The following is a 14165-nucleotide window of genomic DNA, read 5'->3' on the forward strand; positions in this document are numbered from 1 at the left end:
CCCATGAGAAAACGCCGACGCCTGCTGTGGGGCGCCGTGGCCTGTTTGCTGGCGGCGCCGCCGGTGCTGGCCGATACCGCCCTGCCGCCGCTGGAGGCGCCCAGCACCGCGCCCACGCCGTTCCAGCGCCAGCAGGAGCGCTTCCGCCAGGATCAGGACGCCGGGGAGGTGCCGGATCGGGTGGTGATCGAAGGTGGGCAGGCGCGGGCGGACGCGCCCCTGCCCGAGGACGGCACGCGTTTTCTGCTGCGCGGCGTGCGTTTCGACCGCTCCGCGTTCCTGGAGAAGGCCTTGCTGCTCCGGCTGGCGGCGGACTATGTCGGCCGGGAAATCGGCTTTGCTGAACTCAACGAATTGGTCGCCCGCATCAATGACCGCTACAGCGAGCGGGGTCTGCTCACGGCCCGCGCCTTGATCCCCCCCCAGCGCATCGAACAGGGCGTGGTGCAGGTGCGGCTGGTGGAAGGACGGCTGGGGGAGCTACAACTGGAGGGCGTCGAGTACAGCAGCCCATCCTATCTGCGCGGGCTGCTGCCGGTGGCCGAGGGGGAGGTGCTGGACGTGGAGCGGCTGGCCCGGGTGCTGCGCTACTACAACGCCGGTAACGAGCTGGATCTGCGTCTGGGCCTGCGTCCGGGGGGCGGCTTCGGCGAAACGGACCTGGTGCTGCGGGTGGCGGAGCCGACCCGCAACGCCCTGCAGTTCTTCCTCGATAATGCCGGCACCGACAACACCGGCGAGCTGCAGTTGGGCGTTTACTATCTGCGCCGGGGCCTGTTCGGCCGGGGAGACAATGCCAGCCTGTTTCTGCTGGGCAGCGAGGGCGCGCTCAGTGGCAGCGCCAGCTACGAGGCGCCGGTCAACCGCTGGGGCGGGCGGCTGCAGCTGGCCCTCAGCAATGGCGAGATCGAGATCATCCAGGGGCCGTTCCAGGCGCTGGCCATCACCGGCGAGTCCGACGCCCTCAGCCTGGAGTACCGCCAGCCCCTGTGGCTGGGGGATGACTGGACCCTGGGGGGCGTGCTGCGTGCCAGCCACAGCGAGTCCACCACGCTGATCGATGGCATTGCCCTGACCGAATCCAGCGTTGACAGCTATGGTCTGGGGGCGCGGTTGAGCGGTGGTGGTGAGCGCCAGCGCTGGAGCCTGCACGGCGATCTGACGCGGATCACCGGGGAGGACATCCTCGGCGATCAGACCTCGGATCTGCTCTTTCGCGGCGGGCTGAGCTGGCTGCGGCGGCTGGGCGAGCGCAGTTACGCCCAGGCCCGGGGGGGCTGGCAATATGGCCCGGTGGCGGGGCTGCCCGCCTCCGAATTGTTCCAGGTCGGCGGCGTCAACAGCGTGCGGGGCTATCCCCAGGGGGCGCTGTCCGGCGGTCGCGGTTACTATCTCAACCTGGAGTGGCACTGGCAGGGCTGGCGGCACCTGCAGCCCTATCTGTTTGTGGATCACGGCGCGGTCTGGGCCGACAGCCCGGAGCACGAGACCATCACCGCCGTCGGGTTGGGCGGGCGCTGGCAGTGGGGCCGGCATCTGCAGGGCGAGCTGTCCGCCGGCCATGCCATCAATGACGTCATCCCGGACCAGGATTCCGCGCAGTTGCACCTGCGTCTGGTCTGGGCCACCAACTGGAATTGACCACGGGCGGGTACGGCCCGGCAAACACCACCGAACGAGGGAAACCATGTCGACCATGCTGTTCTACAACAAGATCGTCCCACTCAACGCCGAGCAACACGGCAAGCTCAAGCTGCGCCAGAGCGAGGGCGACGCCGGCTTCGCCGCCAGGGCCAACTGGGTGCCGCTGGCGGGTACCGAGTTCTTCCAGGCCAGCCGGGACTTCCCCGTCATCTTCTCGGGGCAGGGCGAGGACCTGGTGCCGGTGGCCCTGCTGGGGCTGAGCGAGCGGCAGAACCTGTTCATCGACAAGAAGGGGCATTGGGAGGCGGGCGTCTATGTGCCGGCCTTCGTGCGCCGTTACCCCTTCGTGCTGGCCCATGGCGAGGAGGGCGAGACCAGCGAACAGCTGACCGTGTGCATCGACGAGAGCTGGAAGGGCTTCAACGACAAGGACGGCCAGGCGCTGTTCAAGGACGGCGAGCAGAGCGATTTCCTCACGGAGATCGTCGAGTTCCTGCAGCTCTTCCACGGCGAAATGCTGCGCACCCGCCGCTTCACCGCGCGGCTGCGGGAGCTGGATCTGCTGGTGCGCAAGGACCTGCAGTTGCAGGACGCCCGGGGCCGCAGCTATATCATCCAGGACTTCCAGGTGGTGGACGAGGAGCGATTGGACGGGCTGGAAGACGCCCAGTTGATTGAGCTGCAACGCAGCGGCTTTCTGGCCTGGATCCACGCCCATCTGATCTCCCTGGGCAATACCACCCGTTTGCAGCGCCGCCTGCCCGCCTGACTCGATACGCCCCGGCCGTCGGGCCGGGGCGCGCCTGCCGCGCCTCGCGTTCGAACGCTTCCTTGATCCGGCTCAAGACGTCCCGTCCCCTGGCCGATAAGCTTGGCAGTCGTTGTCCAAGAGGCCGGCGCGCCCCATCCGCGCCGGAGGAGTCTGCATGCGCGTCAATCTGCCAGTGACCGGCCGCGAGCGGCCAGTACCGCCTGAAGCCCGGCTGATCAGCACCACCACCCGCAAGGGCGTGATCACCTACGTCAACGAAGCGTTCTGCCAGGTGGCGGGTTACCGTCCGTCGGAGCTGCTGGGCCAGGCCCACAACGTCATCCGTCACCCGGACATGCCCGCGCCGGTGTTCCGGAATCTCTGGGATACCCTCAAGGCCGGGCGGCCCTGGATGGGGGTGGTGAAGAACCGCTGCAAGAACGGCGATTACTATTGGGTGAGCGCCTATGTCTCGCCCCTGTTCGAGCACGGGGAGTGGGTGGGATATCAGTCCGTTCGCACCCGGGCCAGCGCCGAGCAGATTGCCCGGGCGCAGAAGCTCTACGCGAAGATACGCCGCCGAGACCGCCTGCCCCGGCGGCTGCTCAGCGGAACCCGCCAGCGGGTGGCGCTCGCCATGGCCATCGCCGCGTTCGGCGGCGCCGCCCTGACGGGGCTGGCGGAGCAGGCGGGCTGGAGCAGCGCCGCATCGCTTGCGGCCGTGTCGGGGCTGGCGTTGCTCGCCGGCGGTGTGGGCTACGGCCTCACCCGGCACCTGCAGGCCCTCAAGGCCCATGCTCAGCGCATCTTCGAGAATTCGGTGGGTAGCTACGTCTATGGCAATGGCTACGACGAGGCGGCGGCGGCGGAGCTGGCGCTGGCCATGCAGAACTCCCGCAACAACACCCTGTTGGGGCGTATCGAGGACTTCAGCGCCCAGCTGCTGGAGAGCTCCCGCGGCGTGGAGCAGGCCTCGGTGAAGACCGAGCAGGCCATCGGCGCCCAGCGCGGCGACATCGAGCAGGTGGCCGCGGCCATCAACGAGATGAACGCCGCCGCCCAGGAGATTTCCCGCAACACCACCGTGGCCAGCGAGGCCGCCGGCGAAGGGGCCGACGAGGCCGAATCGGGCCGCGGGGTGATCGCCGAATCCACCCGGGCCATGCAGAGCCTGGCCTCCGAGGTGCAGCAGGCCGCCGAGGTGATCCAGCGGCTGCGCGCCGAAAGCGAAGGCATACGCGGCATTGTCGATGCCATCAACGCCATCACCGAACAGACCAATCTGCTGGCGCTGAACGCGGCCATCGAAGCGGCCCGGGCGGGTGATGCGGGGCGCGGCTTTGCCGTGGTGGCCGACGAGGTGCGCACCCTGGCAAGCCGCGCCGGCGAGTCGGCCACCGAGATCGGCGAGGTGGTCAACCGCCTGCAGCAGCAGGCCGGCGAAGCCAGTGGCGTGATGGAGCGCGGTCAGCAATCCGCCCGGCAGGTCGCGGACCACGCCGAGCGAGTGGCGACGGCCATCGACGGGGTGAGCCGCGCTGTGCAGCGGATCCACGAGATGAATGCGCAGGTGGCCAGCGCCGCCGAGGAGCAGACTGCTGTTTCCGAGGAGATCAACCGCAATATCCTGCAAGTCAGCGACCGGGTGGCGGATACGGCCACGGCCGCCGAAGATACCCGGCGCACCGGTGAGACGCTGGTGAAGATGGTGGACGAGCTGCGGGGCCTATTGCGACAGTTTTCGGCCTGAGGAGCCTGTCCAGCTGCAGGGAGGGTGCAAGGCGTTGATGGGCACGGGATGAGCCGAAAGCAGGGCAGGGCTCGCCAGCGAGCGAAACCGGACATGAGCGCCGGCTACCCTGGGCCGCTGCGTTGGCAAGCGCGTGTGCTGGGCTGGCTGGACGGCCCCTGGGCGATGCCGGGCCTGTTCCTGTTCTCGCTGCTAGAGCAGTATGGCCATGTCGGTGCCTACGCGCGTTACAGCGAACTGTTCGAAGGCCAGGGATTCTGGGTCGATTCCGCGCGCCGTATCACAACAGGAAAATCGTCGCCAGGCCCAGGAACGCCATGAAGCCTATCACGTCGGTGACCGTGGTGAGCATCATGCCCCCGGCGAGAGCCGGGTCAACGCCCACCTTGCGCAGGAACAACGGAATGATGCTGCCGGCGAAGGCGCCGAAGAAAAGGTTGATGACCATGGCGCAGCCGATAATGAGCCCGATGCGCGGGTTGTGGAACCAGGTGGCCGCCACCGCGCCGATGACGGCGGCCCAGAGCATTCCGTTGAGTACCCCCACCGCGGTTTCCCGCAGTATCAGCGAGCGCGCGTTCGCGGAGCCGATCTGGCCCAGGGCGAGTCCTCGTATTACCACGGTGAGTGTCTGCTGCCCGGCGATTCCGCCCATGCTCGCGACGATGGGCATGAGCACAGCGAGCGCGACGATCTGCTGAATGGTGGCTTCGAAGATGTTGACCACCGAGGCGGCGGTCAGCGCGGAGATCAGGCTTATCCCCAGCCACACGGCCCGGCGCCGGGCGTTGGTGAATATCGGCGCGAACATGTCGGTTTCTTCATCCAGACCCGCCATGTGCATGAGTGAACGCTCGGCTTCGTCACGAATGACGTCCACCACGTCATCAATGGTGATTCGCCCGAGCAATTGCCCCTGCTCATCCACCACCGGTGCCGAGACCAGGTCGCGGTCCTGGAAGAGCTTGGCGACTTCCGTGGCGGAACTGTCCGCCTGGATGGGCTCCAGGCTCGCATCCAGTACCTTGGCCACGCTCAGGTTCGGGTCGTTGGTGAGCAGCTGGGAGAGCGGCAGGATGCCCACGTAGCGGTCGTAGCGGTTGACCACGATCAGCTTGTCGGTGAGCTCCGGGATCTCGCCGCGCAGGCGCAGATAGCGCAGCACCACGTCCAGGCTCACGTCGGCCCGCACCGTGATGGTGTCGGTGTTCATCAGGCCGCCGGCGCTGTCCTCGGGGTAGGACATCACCGCTTCCAGGCGCTGGCGGTTCTGCTTGTCCATGGACTGCAGGACTTCGCCGATCAGGGTCGCCGGCAGGTCCTGGAGGAAGTCCGCCAGGTCGTCCATGTCCATGCCTTCGGTGGCGGCGATCAACTCCTTGGGATCCATATCGCCGATGATCACGTTGCGCAGGTCGTCGTTGACGTGCAGCAACACCTCGCCGTCGTACTCCGGATCCACCAGCTCCCACAGCAGCTTGCGCTGGGCGGGGGGGAAGGATTCCAGCAGATGGGCGATCTCGGCCGGGTGCAGGGCATTGAGCATGGCCCGCGCGCGCTGCACGGTGCCGCTCTCCAGAGCCTCGGCAAGGGCCTGGATGAGGCTCAGGGGCTTTTCCTGCTTGGCCGTTTGTTGCATGGCGCCCTCAATTTGCTCGGGGGTGGGCGAAGGACGGCCAATCTTAGTACACGGAGGCGGGTCGCTACCATCGTCTCCTTAAGTCCGCCTCGAGAGAAAGGTATGCGCGGCCGTGCGCCGCTTCCCTAGGGGGGAGGGGCTTACTCCGCCTCCTCGAAGCGCGAGGCCACCAGTTGCTCCAGGGCATCCAGGGCCTGTTCGGCGTCCTCGCCCTCGGCGCTCAGCTCCAGGCTGGTGCCGCGCCCGGCGGCGAGCATCATCACGCCCATGATGCTCTTGCCGTTGACGGTCTTCTCGCCCTTGCGCAGGCGGATGGCGGCGTCGAAGTTCGAGGCGGTGGCGACGAAGCGGGCCGCGGCCCGGGCGTGCAGGCCGAGTTTGTTGATGATGGTGATCTTGCGGCTGGGCATGGTAGCTTGTTCCTCGGGCTGTGGGCGCTCAGCAATCGACCAGCAGCACGCCGTCCTGGCCGCCGGTGAGTGCCTTGTCGCGCAGGGCGCGCAGATCCAGCGTGGGGTAGTTGAGCACGCGCAGCAGCATGGGCAGGTTGATGCCCGTGACCACGGCGGTGCCCGGGAGCGCGCGCATGCGGCAGGCGATATTGCTGGGGGTGGAGCCGTAGGCGTCGGTGAGCAGCAGCACGCCATCTCCCTGCTCCAGTCGCTCCACCAGGGTGGCGGCCTGTGCGGTCATGTCGTCCGGGTCGGCGTCCTGGGGCACGGACAGGCACTCGGCTCGCAAGGGGCACACGCCCAGGGTGCGCCGGGCGGTATCCAGCAGCGCGTCGCCGATACGGTCGTGGGTGATCAGCAGCAGGGCTACGCTCATGTGAGCTCCCGATGGCGCAGGGTCACGCCCTCGCGCTGGCCTCTGAAGTGGCGGTGCATCTGCTCGGCCAACCACACCGAGCGGTGTTGGCCGCCGGTGCAGCCCACGGCGATGGTCAGATAACTGCGGTTCTCCCGCTCGAAGGCCGGTATCCACTGGTCGAGAAAGCCCTGCATCTGCTCCAGATAGGCTACCGCCTCGCCCTGGTTCTGCAGGTACTGCTCCACCGCCGCGTCACGCCCGGTGAGCGGGCGCAGGGCCGGCTCCCAGTGGGGGTTGGGCAGGCAGCGGGCGTCGAAGACGAAATCCGCGTCGGTGGGCACGCCGTGCTTGTAGCCGAAGGACTGGATCAGCAGCGAGAGGCTGCGCTTGCCCAGCTGCATGCGCTCGCGCACCAGTTCGCGCAACTGGTGCACATTGGTGGCGGTGGTGTCCACGGTGAGATCGGCCCGCGCGAGGATCGGGGCGAGCAGTTCCCGCTCCCGGGCGATGGCCTCGGCAAGGGTGCGCTCGGGGCCGCTCAGCGGATGCTTGCGGCGGGTCTCCTTGAAGCGCTTGAGCAGGGTATCGTCGTCGGCGGTGAGAAAGAGAATCCGGCTGTGGATCTGCTGGGCTTCCAGCTCCTGGAGGATCTGTGCGAAGCGCGCCAGGTCTTCGGGACGGTTGCGCGCGTCTATGCCTACCGCGTAGCGCACCTCCTCGGTCATGCCGGTGTCGGTGATGTGCCGGCCGAAGGCGCCCAGCAGGCCCACGTGCAGATTGTCGATGCAGTAATAGCCCAGGTCTTCCAGGGTGTGCAGGGCGACAGTCTTGCCCGAACCCGACAGGCCACTGATGATAACCAGTTTCATGGGCAGGCCCCCGTGCTCAACAGCTCAATGGGCGGACAGTGGGCGGGGACAGGCCGCGCGTTGCGGTTTCCACCAGCAGTGCCAGCGGTCGTCCGGGGCTGACCGGCAGTTGCAGGCAAGGCAGGCTTTGGCCCAGGTAGGCCCGTTCGCAGTGGCGCGGTTCCAGTCGCGGCCAGTCGGCATAGTCCGCCGGTGAGGCTTTCAGTAATTCGATTTCCAGGGCGATGCTCGTTTCGGCCAGCCAGGCGCCGGGACCGAACAGGCGTGTCACCTCCAGCAGGCCCAGGCCGCGCACCTCCAACAGGCCGCGCAGCGCCTCGGGGCTGCGTCCGCGGGGGGCGCCAGGGGCCGGGTACAGTTCCACCGCGTCATCGGCCACCAGCCGATGGCCGCGTTCGATCAGCTGCAGGGCGGTCTCGCTCTTGCCCACGCCGCTCTCGCCGGTGAGCAGCACGCCCCGCCCATCCAGCGACAGCAGGACGCCGGGAATGGTCTGTACTTCGGGGCTCGTGGGGCGGATGGGCATGTCTGTGTTCAGGACGGGTTCCGGGTGGCCTGCCAGTCCAGCAGCATCTGATGGATCTGTTCGGGCGTTTCCGCGCCGCGCAGGCGCTCGCACAGCGTCTGGTCGCTGAACAGCTCCGCCAGGCTGGAGAGGATCTGCAGGTGCTCGTCGGTGAAGTGCTCCGGAACCACCAGGGCAAACATCAGGTCCACGGGTTGCTTGTCGAAGGCGTCGAAGTCCACGCCGCTCTGCAACTTGATGAAGGCGCCCAGCGCCTCGCTGCTGCCCTCGATGCGGGCGTGAGGCAGGGCGACTCCGCGGCCGAGGCCGGTGCTGCCCAGCCGCTCCCGGCTGATCAGTTTTTCGAACACCGTGTTCGCGGACAGGGTGTCGGCGTTCCGGGTAAGCAGTTCGCTGAGTGTCTCCAGGGAGCGTTTCTTGCTGGCCAGGTCCGCATCGACGGCGATGCGTTCGAGGCTGATCAGATCGACGATGTTCATTTTTTCTAGCGCGCCTATGGAAGCGGGGCGGCCCGTTTTGGGGCCGCCCCGACTGCGTTACTCGAGCGCTGCCTTCTGGGCGGCGCCTTCGCGACGGTGGTGATCGGTGAGTTTTTCCTTGTGCTTGACGACCTGCCGGTCGAGCTTGTCGATCAGCGCGTCGATGGCGGCATACATGTCCTCGTGGGTGGCTTCGGCGTGAATGCGGGCCCCACTGAGTAGCATGGTGGCTTCGGCCTTCTGGTCCAACTTTTCCACCGTGAGAATGACGTGCACATCCACCACGTTGTCGAAGTGACGCTCCAGGCGGTCGAGTTTGTCCTTGACGTAGCTGCGGAGCGCCTCGGTGATGTCCACGTGATGGCCGGTGACGTTGATCTGCATACCGCCTCCTTTGGGGTATTCAGGCGAGCCTCTTTCGCTCGGTGGATGAACCAATGTTCATGGCTTCCCTGTACTTTGCCACGGTTCGTCGGGCAACGTTAATGCCTTCGTCCTGAAGGATCTCGGTGAGCTTGCTGTCACTCAAGGGCTTGTCGGGTGCCTCGGCGGCGATGAGCTTGCGGATGCGTGCGCGGATGGCGGTGGCGGAGCACTCCTGGCCATCGGCGGTGCTGACGTGGCTGGAGAAGAAATACTTGAACTCCAGCGTGCCCCGCGGGGTGTGCATGTACTTCTGGGTGGTGATGCGCGAGATGGTGGACTCGTGCATCTCCACCTCTTCGGCCACTTCGCGCAGTACCAGCGGCTTCATGGCCTCTTCGCCGTGCTCGAAGAAGCCCTGCTGGTGGGCGACGATGAAGCGGGCGACCTTCAGCAGGGTCTCGTGGCGGCTCTGCAGGCTCTTGAGGAACCAGCGCGCCTCCTGGAGCTGGTCGCGCAGGGTGGCGCTCTCGCCACCCTTGAGCAGGCCGGCGTAGTAGTCGTTGACCCGAATCTTCGGCAGGGCATCGGTGTTCAGATCCACCTGCCAGACCCCCCGCTGCTTGCGCACGAACACATCCGGAATGACATATTGGGGCGTTTCGTCGCTGATCCGCGCGCCCGGATGCGGATCCAGGGTCTGGATCAGGGCGACCACCGCCCGCAGGCTGTCCTGGTCGAGCTTCAGGCGGCGCATCAACTGGCTGTATTGGCGCCCGGCGAGCAGTTCCAGGTGCTTGTCCACCAGCAGCCGCGCTTCGGCGAGCCAGGGGGTGTCGGGGGGCAGGGGCTCGAGCTGCAGCAGCAGCGCTTCGCGGGGCTCCCGCGCGGCCACCCCCACCGGGTCGAAGCGCTGGACGCGCTGAAGCACCGTTTCCACCTCTTCCGGTTCCACCCGCCACTCGGGGGGCAGGGCCTGCAGCACCTCCTCGGTGCCGATGTGCAGGTAACCGTCGTCGGCCACCGAGTCGATGAGGATCTCGGCGATATAGCGGTCCTTCTCGGTGAAACCGCACAGATCCGCCTGCCAGCGCAGGTGCGCGCGCAAGCCGCCCGCGCTGCCGCTCTCGTTGGCGAAGGGGTCGCGGTCGTCGAATTCGGGGCTGCTGTAGCTGGTGGAGCCGTCGTAGACGTCGTCCCACTGGCTGTCCACCGGCAATTCGTCGGGGATGTGCTCGTTGGGCTCGCTGGTATCCCGGGCGCTGTCCTCCGCGGGCTCCGGGGCGTCCCGGGCCTCGCGTTCCTCGTCGCGCTCGCGGCTGGACAGTTCCCGGTCCAGGCTGGGCTCGGTGTCTTCCTCCAGCTCCAGCATGACATTGGACTCCAGCGCCTGCTGGATCTCCAGCTGCAGGTCCAGGCTGGAGAGCTGCAACAGCCGTATGGCCTGTTGCAGCTGGGGCGTCATGGTGAGCTGCTGCCCCAGGCGTATTTGCAGACTTTGCTTCATGCCCATGGGCGTCGGTCGATGCCGCGCGCTGCGTGCCGCTGATTAGTGTGGGATGGGTACATGCTTAGCGTCCATCGTAGCCTAATTGTCACGGGGCTGGAACGGCGGGCGGGCCGCGCCGGGCCCGGGGAGGCGCTGCCCCCTTCTTTTGGGCCTCTCACCGTCTGGCGGTTCGCCGCCAAGGCGCGATGGGGCGTCGCCCTGGCCAAGGGTCTGGGCCATTCGTGGCGGGCGCCGCCTCGCCGAGGCGCGCCCGGCTGCCGCAGAGGCCTCGGGGGGATCGATCCGTGTGCCCCTAGAGCCGGAAATGCTCCCCCAGGTAGACCTCCTTGACCCGCTGATTGGCCAGCACTTCTTCGGCGCTGCCCTCGGCGATCACCGCGCCGTCCCCCAGGATATAGGCCCGCTGCACGATGCCCAGGGTCTCGCGCACATTGTGGTCGGTGATCAGCACGCCGATGCCGCGTTCGGCCAGATGGCGCACGATCTGCTGGATGTCCACCACCGAGATGGGGTCCACGCCGGCGAAAGGCTCATCGAGCAGGATGAAACGCGGGTTGGCGGCCAGCGCCCGGGCGATTTCCACTCGGCGCCGTTCGCCCCCGGAGAGCGAGATGCCCATTTGATCGCGCAGGTGGGTGACGTGGAATTCCTCCAGCAGCGCGTCCAGCTCCTGGCGGCGCTGGGCGCGGCTGAGCTCCTTGCGGGTCTCCAGCACGGCCATCAGGTTGTTGGCGACGCTCAACTTGCGGAATACCGAGGCTTCCTGGGGCAGGTAGCCGATGCCGAGCCGCGCCCGGGTGTGGATGGGCAGGCGGGTGATGTCCTGCCCGTCCAGCACGATGCGCCCGCCGTCGGCGGCGATCAGGCCGACGATCATGTAGAAGGAGGTGGTCTTGCCGGCGCCGTTGGGGCCCAGCAGGCCGACGATCTCGCCGCTCTGCAGGGCGAAGCTGGCGTCCTTGACCACGGTGCGCCCCTTGTAGCGCTTGATCAGGCCTTCGGCGAGCAGGCGGCTCATGGCGCGTCGCCCTTGTCATCTTCCTTGGGGAAGAACTTGATGCGGATACGCTGGTCTTCGCCCTCGCCGCGCTCGGCCTGCATGCGGTCTTCCTGCACCAGATAGACGATGGTCTCGCCTTCGAACTCGTCCTGGCCCTGGGTGATCAGGCCGCCCTGGAGCAGACGGACCCGCTCGGGGCCGCTGGCGTAATACTCCATGCGCGGGGCACGGGCCTTGACCGGCAGGGGCTGGTCGTCGGGCAGCTGCTGGTAGGTGGCGGGGCGGCCGTCCACGTAGGCCTTGTCCAGCTCGCCGCCCTCGGTCTGGTAGACGGTCATCTTGTCGCCGGTGATCTTCAGCGTGCCCTGGGTGAGGATCACATTGCCGGTGTACACACTCACGCCGCTGACGTTGTCCATCTCGGCGCGGTCGGCTTCCAGTTCGATGGGTTGTTCACGGTCGCTCTCGAGCGCGCCCGCGGCGAGGGGCAGCGCCAGAACCAGCAGGGCGAGGAGCTTATTGGTCTTCCGGTACATAGTGTCCCTTTACTTCGGAGAGGAATTCCACCCGGTCTTCGGCCACCCAGGCGCGGGCGCCTGTGCCCTGGATACGCGAGACGCCCTGGCGGACTTCGGTGTAGGCGTCGGTCTCGGCGTAGTCGCGGCTGGGGGTGATGCGCACGTTTTCGGTATCCAGCTCCAGCGGGCGGTTCACGGGGCTTGCCGCCCGGCGCACCGTGACTCTGCCGCGCAACTCCACCCGGTCCTCGTCGGGCCAGGCGATACCCTGCTCGGCGTGGGCGTGCCAGGTCGCGCCTTCCTCGGGATAGGCCTCCAGGCGCGGCGTGGCCAGCGTCCAGCGGTCATCCTCGGGGTAGTGGGCGACCCGGGGCGAGTCCACTTGGTAGTCCCAGCGCCCGGTGGCGTCGGTGCTGCGCAGGCGAAAGCCTTCGAAGAAGGCGTCGGGGACGCTGACGGCGGCGGCGTCGGCGGCGTCTCGTGATTCGTCGCGGTCACGGGACAGCCACCAGGCCAACGCCACCAGGATGATCAGCGTTACCGCGGGGAAGAGTCTAGTCCTGCGCATAGGCCTGCAGCATAGCGCCCAGCTCGCCCCGGGCAAGCAGGATCAGCTCACAGAGCTCGCGCACCGCCCCTTCGCCACCGGGTAGGCGGGTCTGCCAATGGCAGTGGGCGGCGAGCCAGGGGTGGGCATTGGGTACGGCCACCGCCAGGCCCACCCGGCGCGCCACCGGCAGGTCGATCAGATCGTCGCCAATGTAGGCGCAGTGCTCCGGGGCGAGCGCAAGGCCGCGCAGCAGCGGCTCCAGCGCTTCCCATTTGCGCTGCTTGCCTTGCAGGACGTGCTGAATACCCAGTTCCTCGGCGCGCCGCTGTACCTGGGGCGAGTTGCGCCCGGTGAGCAGGGCGCGCTCCACGCCCGCCTCGCGCAGCATGCTCAAGCCCTTGCCGTCGAGGATGTTGAAGGCCTTGTGCAGCTCGCCTTCGGCGCCCATGTTGATGCGCCCGTCGGTGAGCACGCCGTCCACATCCATCACCAGGATCTTTATGGGGCGGGCGCGCGCGAGCAGCGTTTCATCCACGGCGCCGCAGAAGGCGTGTTCGGTAGGCTCCAAGGTCATTCAGACCACTCCCGCCCGCAGCAGGTCGTGCATGTTCAGCACCCCCACCAGTTGCTCATCGGCCACCACCAGCAAGCCGTTGATCTTGTGCCGCTCCATGACCTGCAGGGCTTCGGCGGCGAGCTGGTCCGGTTGTACCCGCTTGCCGCCGGGGGTCATGACCCGGTGCACCGGGGTGGTGTGCACATCCACCGCGCCGTCCAGGCTGCGGCGCAGATCGCCGTCGGTGAACACGCCCACGGGGCGGCCGTCGGCATCCAGCACCGCGGTCATGCCCAGGCCCTTGCGGCTCATCTCCAGCAGGGCTTCGCGCAGCGGCGCGTCGGCACTGATGCGGGGGATTCGCTCGCCGGTGTGCATCACATCTTCAATGAGCAGCAGCAGGCGCCGGCCCAGGCGCCCGCCGGGGTGGGAGCGGGCGAAGTCCTCGGCGGTGAAGCCACGCGCCTCCAGCAGGGACACGGCCAGGGCATCGCCCATGGCGAGCGCCGCCGTGGTGCTGGAGGTGGGCGCCAGCCCCAGGGGACAGGCTTCTTCGCGCACCGACACGTCCAGGTGTTCGTCGGCGGCGCGGGCCAGCCGGGAGTTGGGCTTGCCGGTCATGGCGATCAGCGGCACGCCCAGGCGCTTGATCAGCGGCAGAATGGTGGTGATCTCGTCGGTTTCCCCGGAGTTGGACAGGGCCAGCACCACGTCCTCGGGGGTGATCATGCCCAGATCGCCGTGGCTCGCCTCTCCCGGATGGAGGAAGAAGGCCGGCGTGCCGGTGCTCGCCAGCGTGGCGGCGATCTTGTTGCCGATATGGCCGGATTTGCCCATGCCGGTGACCACCACGCGGCCGCGACACGCGAGCATGAGGCGGCAGGCACGGGTGAAGTGCGCATCGATGCGGGCCTTCAGGTCGGCGATGGCGCCGGCTTCGGTGTCCAGCACGGCGAGCGCCAGACGGCGCAGGGCGTCGTCGTCCACCCGGTCGTGGTGGGCCTGCTCGCGGCGGTAGACCTTGCCTTGGGAGGCGTCGCTGTCGTTCATGGAAACCCTGGTTGCGGTGCCTGCAAAATGCACTGGACACCTATTGGAAACCAGTGGGCCGAACATGGCAATGTTGGCGGGCTGTTCCGGGGCGGTCGGTTTGACTCCCTCGGGGGGGTGCCGGATACTGGCCCGTCATTTTCCCCATGG

The 14165-nt window shown here is 67.5% G+C and carries 17 protein-coding genes; 4 read left to right on the plus strand and 13 right to left on the minus strand.

All coding sequences use genetic code 11. The annotated features are described in order from the left end of the window. Positions 1-3: 3 nt before the first annotated feature. The 4 genes from GBG68_RS08555 to GBG68_RS08570 all read left to right on the plus strand — a co-directional run bounded on the left by GBG68_RS08555 (position 4) and on the right by GBG68_RS08570 (position 4466). Positions 4-1641, plus strand: a complete 1638-nt coding sequence (locus GBG68_RS08555) for a ShlB/FhaC/HecB family hemolysin secretion/activation protein (protein ID WP_193222268.1) — start codon at positions 4-6, stop codon at positions 1639-1641. A gap of 46 nt (positions 1642-1687) precedes the next feature. After that, positions 1688-2413, plus strand: a complete 726-nt coding sequence (locus tag GBG68_RS08560; RefSeq protein ID WP_152146529.1) for a SapC family protein — start codon at positions 1688-1690, stop codon at positions 2411-2413. A 157-nt stretch (positions 2414-2570) separates the two neighbouring features. After that, positions 2571-4145, plus strand: coding sequence for a PAS domain-containing methyl-accepting chemotaxis protein (locus GBG68_RS08565; RefSeq protein ID WP_152146530.1), 1575 nt, complete (start codon positions 2571-2573; stop codon positions 4143-4145). 93 nt (positions 4146-4238) lie between these two features. After that, positions 4239-4466 carry a hypothetical protein gene (locus GBG68_RS08570; protein ID WP_152146531.1) on the plus strand — a complete coding sequence of 76 codons (228 nt, stop codon included), beginning with the start codon at positions 4239-4241 and terminating at the stop codon, positions 4464-4466. Here the strand turns inward: GBG68_RS08570 and mgtE are convergent. The 13 genes from mgtE to GBG68_RS08635 form a co-directional block, all read right to left on the minus strand. Further along, positions 4426-5784 carry a magnesium transporter gene (gene mgtE / locus GBG68_RS08575; RefSeq protein WP_152146532.1) on the minus strand — a complete coding sequence of 453 codons (1359 nt, stop codon included), beginning with the start codon at positions 5782-5784 and terminating at the stop codon, positions 4426-4428. The genes GBG68_RS08570 and mgtE overlap by 41 nt on opposite strands. A 140-nt stretch (positions 5785-5924) precedes the next feature. Further along, a complete protein-coding gene (locus GBG68_RS08580; RefSeq protein WP_152146533.1) occupies positions 5925-6194 on the minus strand; it encodes an HPr family phosphocarrier protein in 270 nt (89 codons plus the stop codon). A gap of 28 nt (positions 6195-6222) precedes the next feature. Next, positions 6223-6612, minus strand: a complete 390-nt coding sequence (locus GBG68_RS08585) for a PTS sugar transporter subunit IIA (RefSeq protein ID WP_152146534.1) — start codon at positions 6610-6612, stop codon at positions 6223-6225. Then, on the minus strand, positions 6609-7463 hold the full coding sequence (gene rapZ, locus GBG68_RS08590; RefSeq protein WP_152146535.1) for an RNase adapter RapZ: 855 nt from the start codon (positions 7461-7463) through the stop codon (positions 6609-6611). The genes GBG68_RS08585 and rapZ overlap by 4 nt, the downstream gene beginning before the upstream one ends. A 16-nt stretch (positions 7464-7479) precedes the next feature. Next, entirely contained in the window at positions 7480-7989 is a 510-nt protein-coding gene (locus GBG68_RS08595; protein ID WP_152146536.1) for a hypothetical protein, read from the minus strand. An 8-nt stretch (positions 7990-7997) separates the two neighbouring features. After that, the gene (ptsN, locus tag GBG68_RS08600; protein ID WP_152146537.1) at positions 7998-8468 is read right to left on the minus strand and encodes a PTS IIA-like nitrogen regulatory protein PtsN; all 471 of its coding nucleotides are present in this window, start codon (positions 8466-8468) and stop codon (positions 7998-8000) included. Positions 8469-8525: 57 nt separating this feature from the next. Continuing rightward, complete coding sequence (gene hpf, locus GBG68_RS08605) at positions 8526-8852, minus strand: ribosome hibernation-promoting factor, HPF/YfiA family (protein WP_152146538.1); 327 nt, start codon at positions 8850-8852, stop codon at positions 8526-8528. 19 nt (positions 8853-8871) lie between these two features. Then, entirely contained in the window at positions 8872-10338 is a 1467-nt protein-coding gene (locus GBG68_RS08610) for an RNA polymerase factor sigma-54 (protein WP_152146583.1), read from the minus strand. Positions 10339-10633: 295 nt separating this feature from the next. Further along, positions 10634-11359 carry an LPS export ABC transporter ATP-binding protein gene (gene lptB / locus GBG68_RS08615; RefSeq protein ID WP_152146539.1) on the minus strand — a complete coding sequence of 242 codons (726 nt, stop codon included), beginning with the start codon at positions 11357-11359 and terminating at the stop codon, positions 10634-10636. After that, entirely contained in the window at positions 11356-11877 is a 522-nt protein-coding gene (lptA, locus tag GBG68_RS08620) for a lipopolysaccharide transport periplasmic protein LptA (protein WP_152146540.1), read from the minus strand. Before lptA ends, lptB begins: the two co-directional genes overlap by 4 nt. Beyond that, on the minus strand, positions 11858-12427 hold the full coding sequence (gene lptC, locus GBG68_RS08625; RefSeq protein WP_152146541.1) for an LPS export ABC transporter periplasmic protein LptC: 570 nt from the start codon (positions 12425-12427) through the stop codon (positions 11858-11860). The genes lptA and lptC overlap by 20 nt, the downstream gene beginning before the upstream one ends. Further along, entirely contained in the window at positions 12414-12983 is a 570-nt protein-coding gene (locus GBG68_RS08630) for a KdsC family phosphatase (RefSeq protein ID WP_152146542.1), read from the minus strand. The genes lptC and GBG68_RS08630 overlap by 14 nt, the downstream gene beginning before the upstream one ends. Beyond that, positions 12984-14015: a KpsF/GutQ family sugar-phosphate isomerase gene (locus GBG68_RS08635; RefSeq protein WP_152146543.1), complete on the minus strand. Its 1032-nt coding sequence runs from the start codon at positions 14013-14015 to the stop codon at positions 12984-12986. Between the last annotated feature and the right edge of the window lie 150 nt (positions 14016-14165).

It is taken from the genome of Alkalilimnicola sp. S0819 (genome assembly GCF_009295635.1).
In the GTDB taxonomy this organism is placed as follows: Bacteria; Pseudomonadota; Gammaproteobacteria; order Nitrococcales; family WHIW01; genus S0819.

What these genes read in the sequence shown, in the direction of transcription:
- lptB (WP_152146539.1), bottom strand. Translation starts at nt 11,359, where the DNA reads ATGAGCCGCCTGCTCGCCGAAGGCCTGATCAAGCGCTACAAGGGGCGC.
- GBG68_RS08570 (WP_152146531.1), top strand. Translation starts at nt 4,239, where the DNA reads ATGAGCGCCGGCTACCCTGGGCCGCTGCGTTGGCAAGCGCGTGTGCTG.
- GBG68_RS08595 (WP_152146536.1), bottom strand. Translation starts at nt 7,989, where the DNA reads ATGCCCATCCGCCCCACGAGCCCCGAAGTACAGACCATTCCCGGCGTC.
- GBG68_RS08635 (WP_152146543.1), bottom strand. Translation starts at nt 14,015, where the DNA reads ATGAACGACAGCGACGCCTCCCAAGGCAAGGTCTACCGCCGCGAGCAG.
- GBG68_RS08555 (WP_193222268.1), top strand. Translation starts at nt 4, where the DNA reads ATGAGAAAACGCCGACGCCTGCTGTGGGGCGCCGTGGCCTGTTTGCTG.
- ptsN (WP_152146537.1), bottom strand. Translation starts at nt 8,468, where the DNA reads ATGAACATCGTCGATCTGATCAGCCTCGAACGCATCGCCGTCGATGCG.
- GBG68_RS08585 (WP_152146534.1), bottom strand. Translation starts at nt 6,612, where the DNA reads ATGAGCGTAGCCCTGCTGCTGATCACCCACGACCGTATCGGCGACGCG.
- GBG68_RS08560 (WP_152146529.1), top strand. Translation starts at nt 1,688, where the DNA reads ATGTCGACCATGCTGTTCTACAACAAGATCGTCCCACTCAACGCCGAG.
- lptA (WP_152146540.1), bottom strand. Translation starts at nt 11,877, where the DNA reads ATGTACCGGAAGACCAATAAGCTCCTCGCCCTGCTGGTTCTGGCGCTG.
- GBG68_RS08580 (WP_152146533.1), bottom strand. Translation starts at nt 6,194, where the DNA reads ATGCCCAGCCGCAAGATCACCATCATCAACAAACTCGGCCTGCACGCC.
- GBG68_RS08610 (WP_152146583.1), bottom strand. Translation starts at nt 10,338, where the DNA reads ATGAAGCAAAGTCTGCAAATACGCCTGGGGCAGCAGCTCACCATGACG.
- mgtE (WP_152146532.1), bottom strand. Translation starts at nt 5,784, where the DNA reads ATGCAACAAACGGCCAAGCAGGAAAAGCCCCTGAGCCTCATCCAGGCC.
- GBG68_RS08565 (WP_152146530.1), top strand. Translation starts at nt 2,571, where the DNA reads ATGCGCGTCAATCTGCCAGTGACCGGCCGCGAGCGGCCAGTACCGCCT.
- lptC (WP_152146541.1), bottom strand. Translation starts at nt 12,427, where the DNA reads ATGCGCAGGACTAGACTCTTCCCCGCGGTAACGCTGATCATCCTGGTG.
- hpf (WP_152146538.1), bottom strand. Translation starts at nt 8,852, where the DNA reads ATGCAGATCAACGTCACCGGCCATCACGTGGACATCACCGAGGCGCTC.
- GBG68_RS08630 (WP_152146542.1), bottom strand. Translation starts at nt 12,983, where the DNA reads ATGACCTTGGAGCCTACCGAACACGCCTTCTGCGGCGCCGTGGATGAA.
- rapZ (WP_152146535.1), bottom strand. Translation starts at nt 7,463, where the DNA reads ATGAAACTGGTTATCATCAGTGGCCTGTCGGGTTCGGGCAAGACTGTC.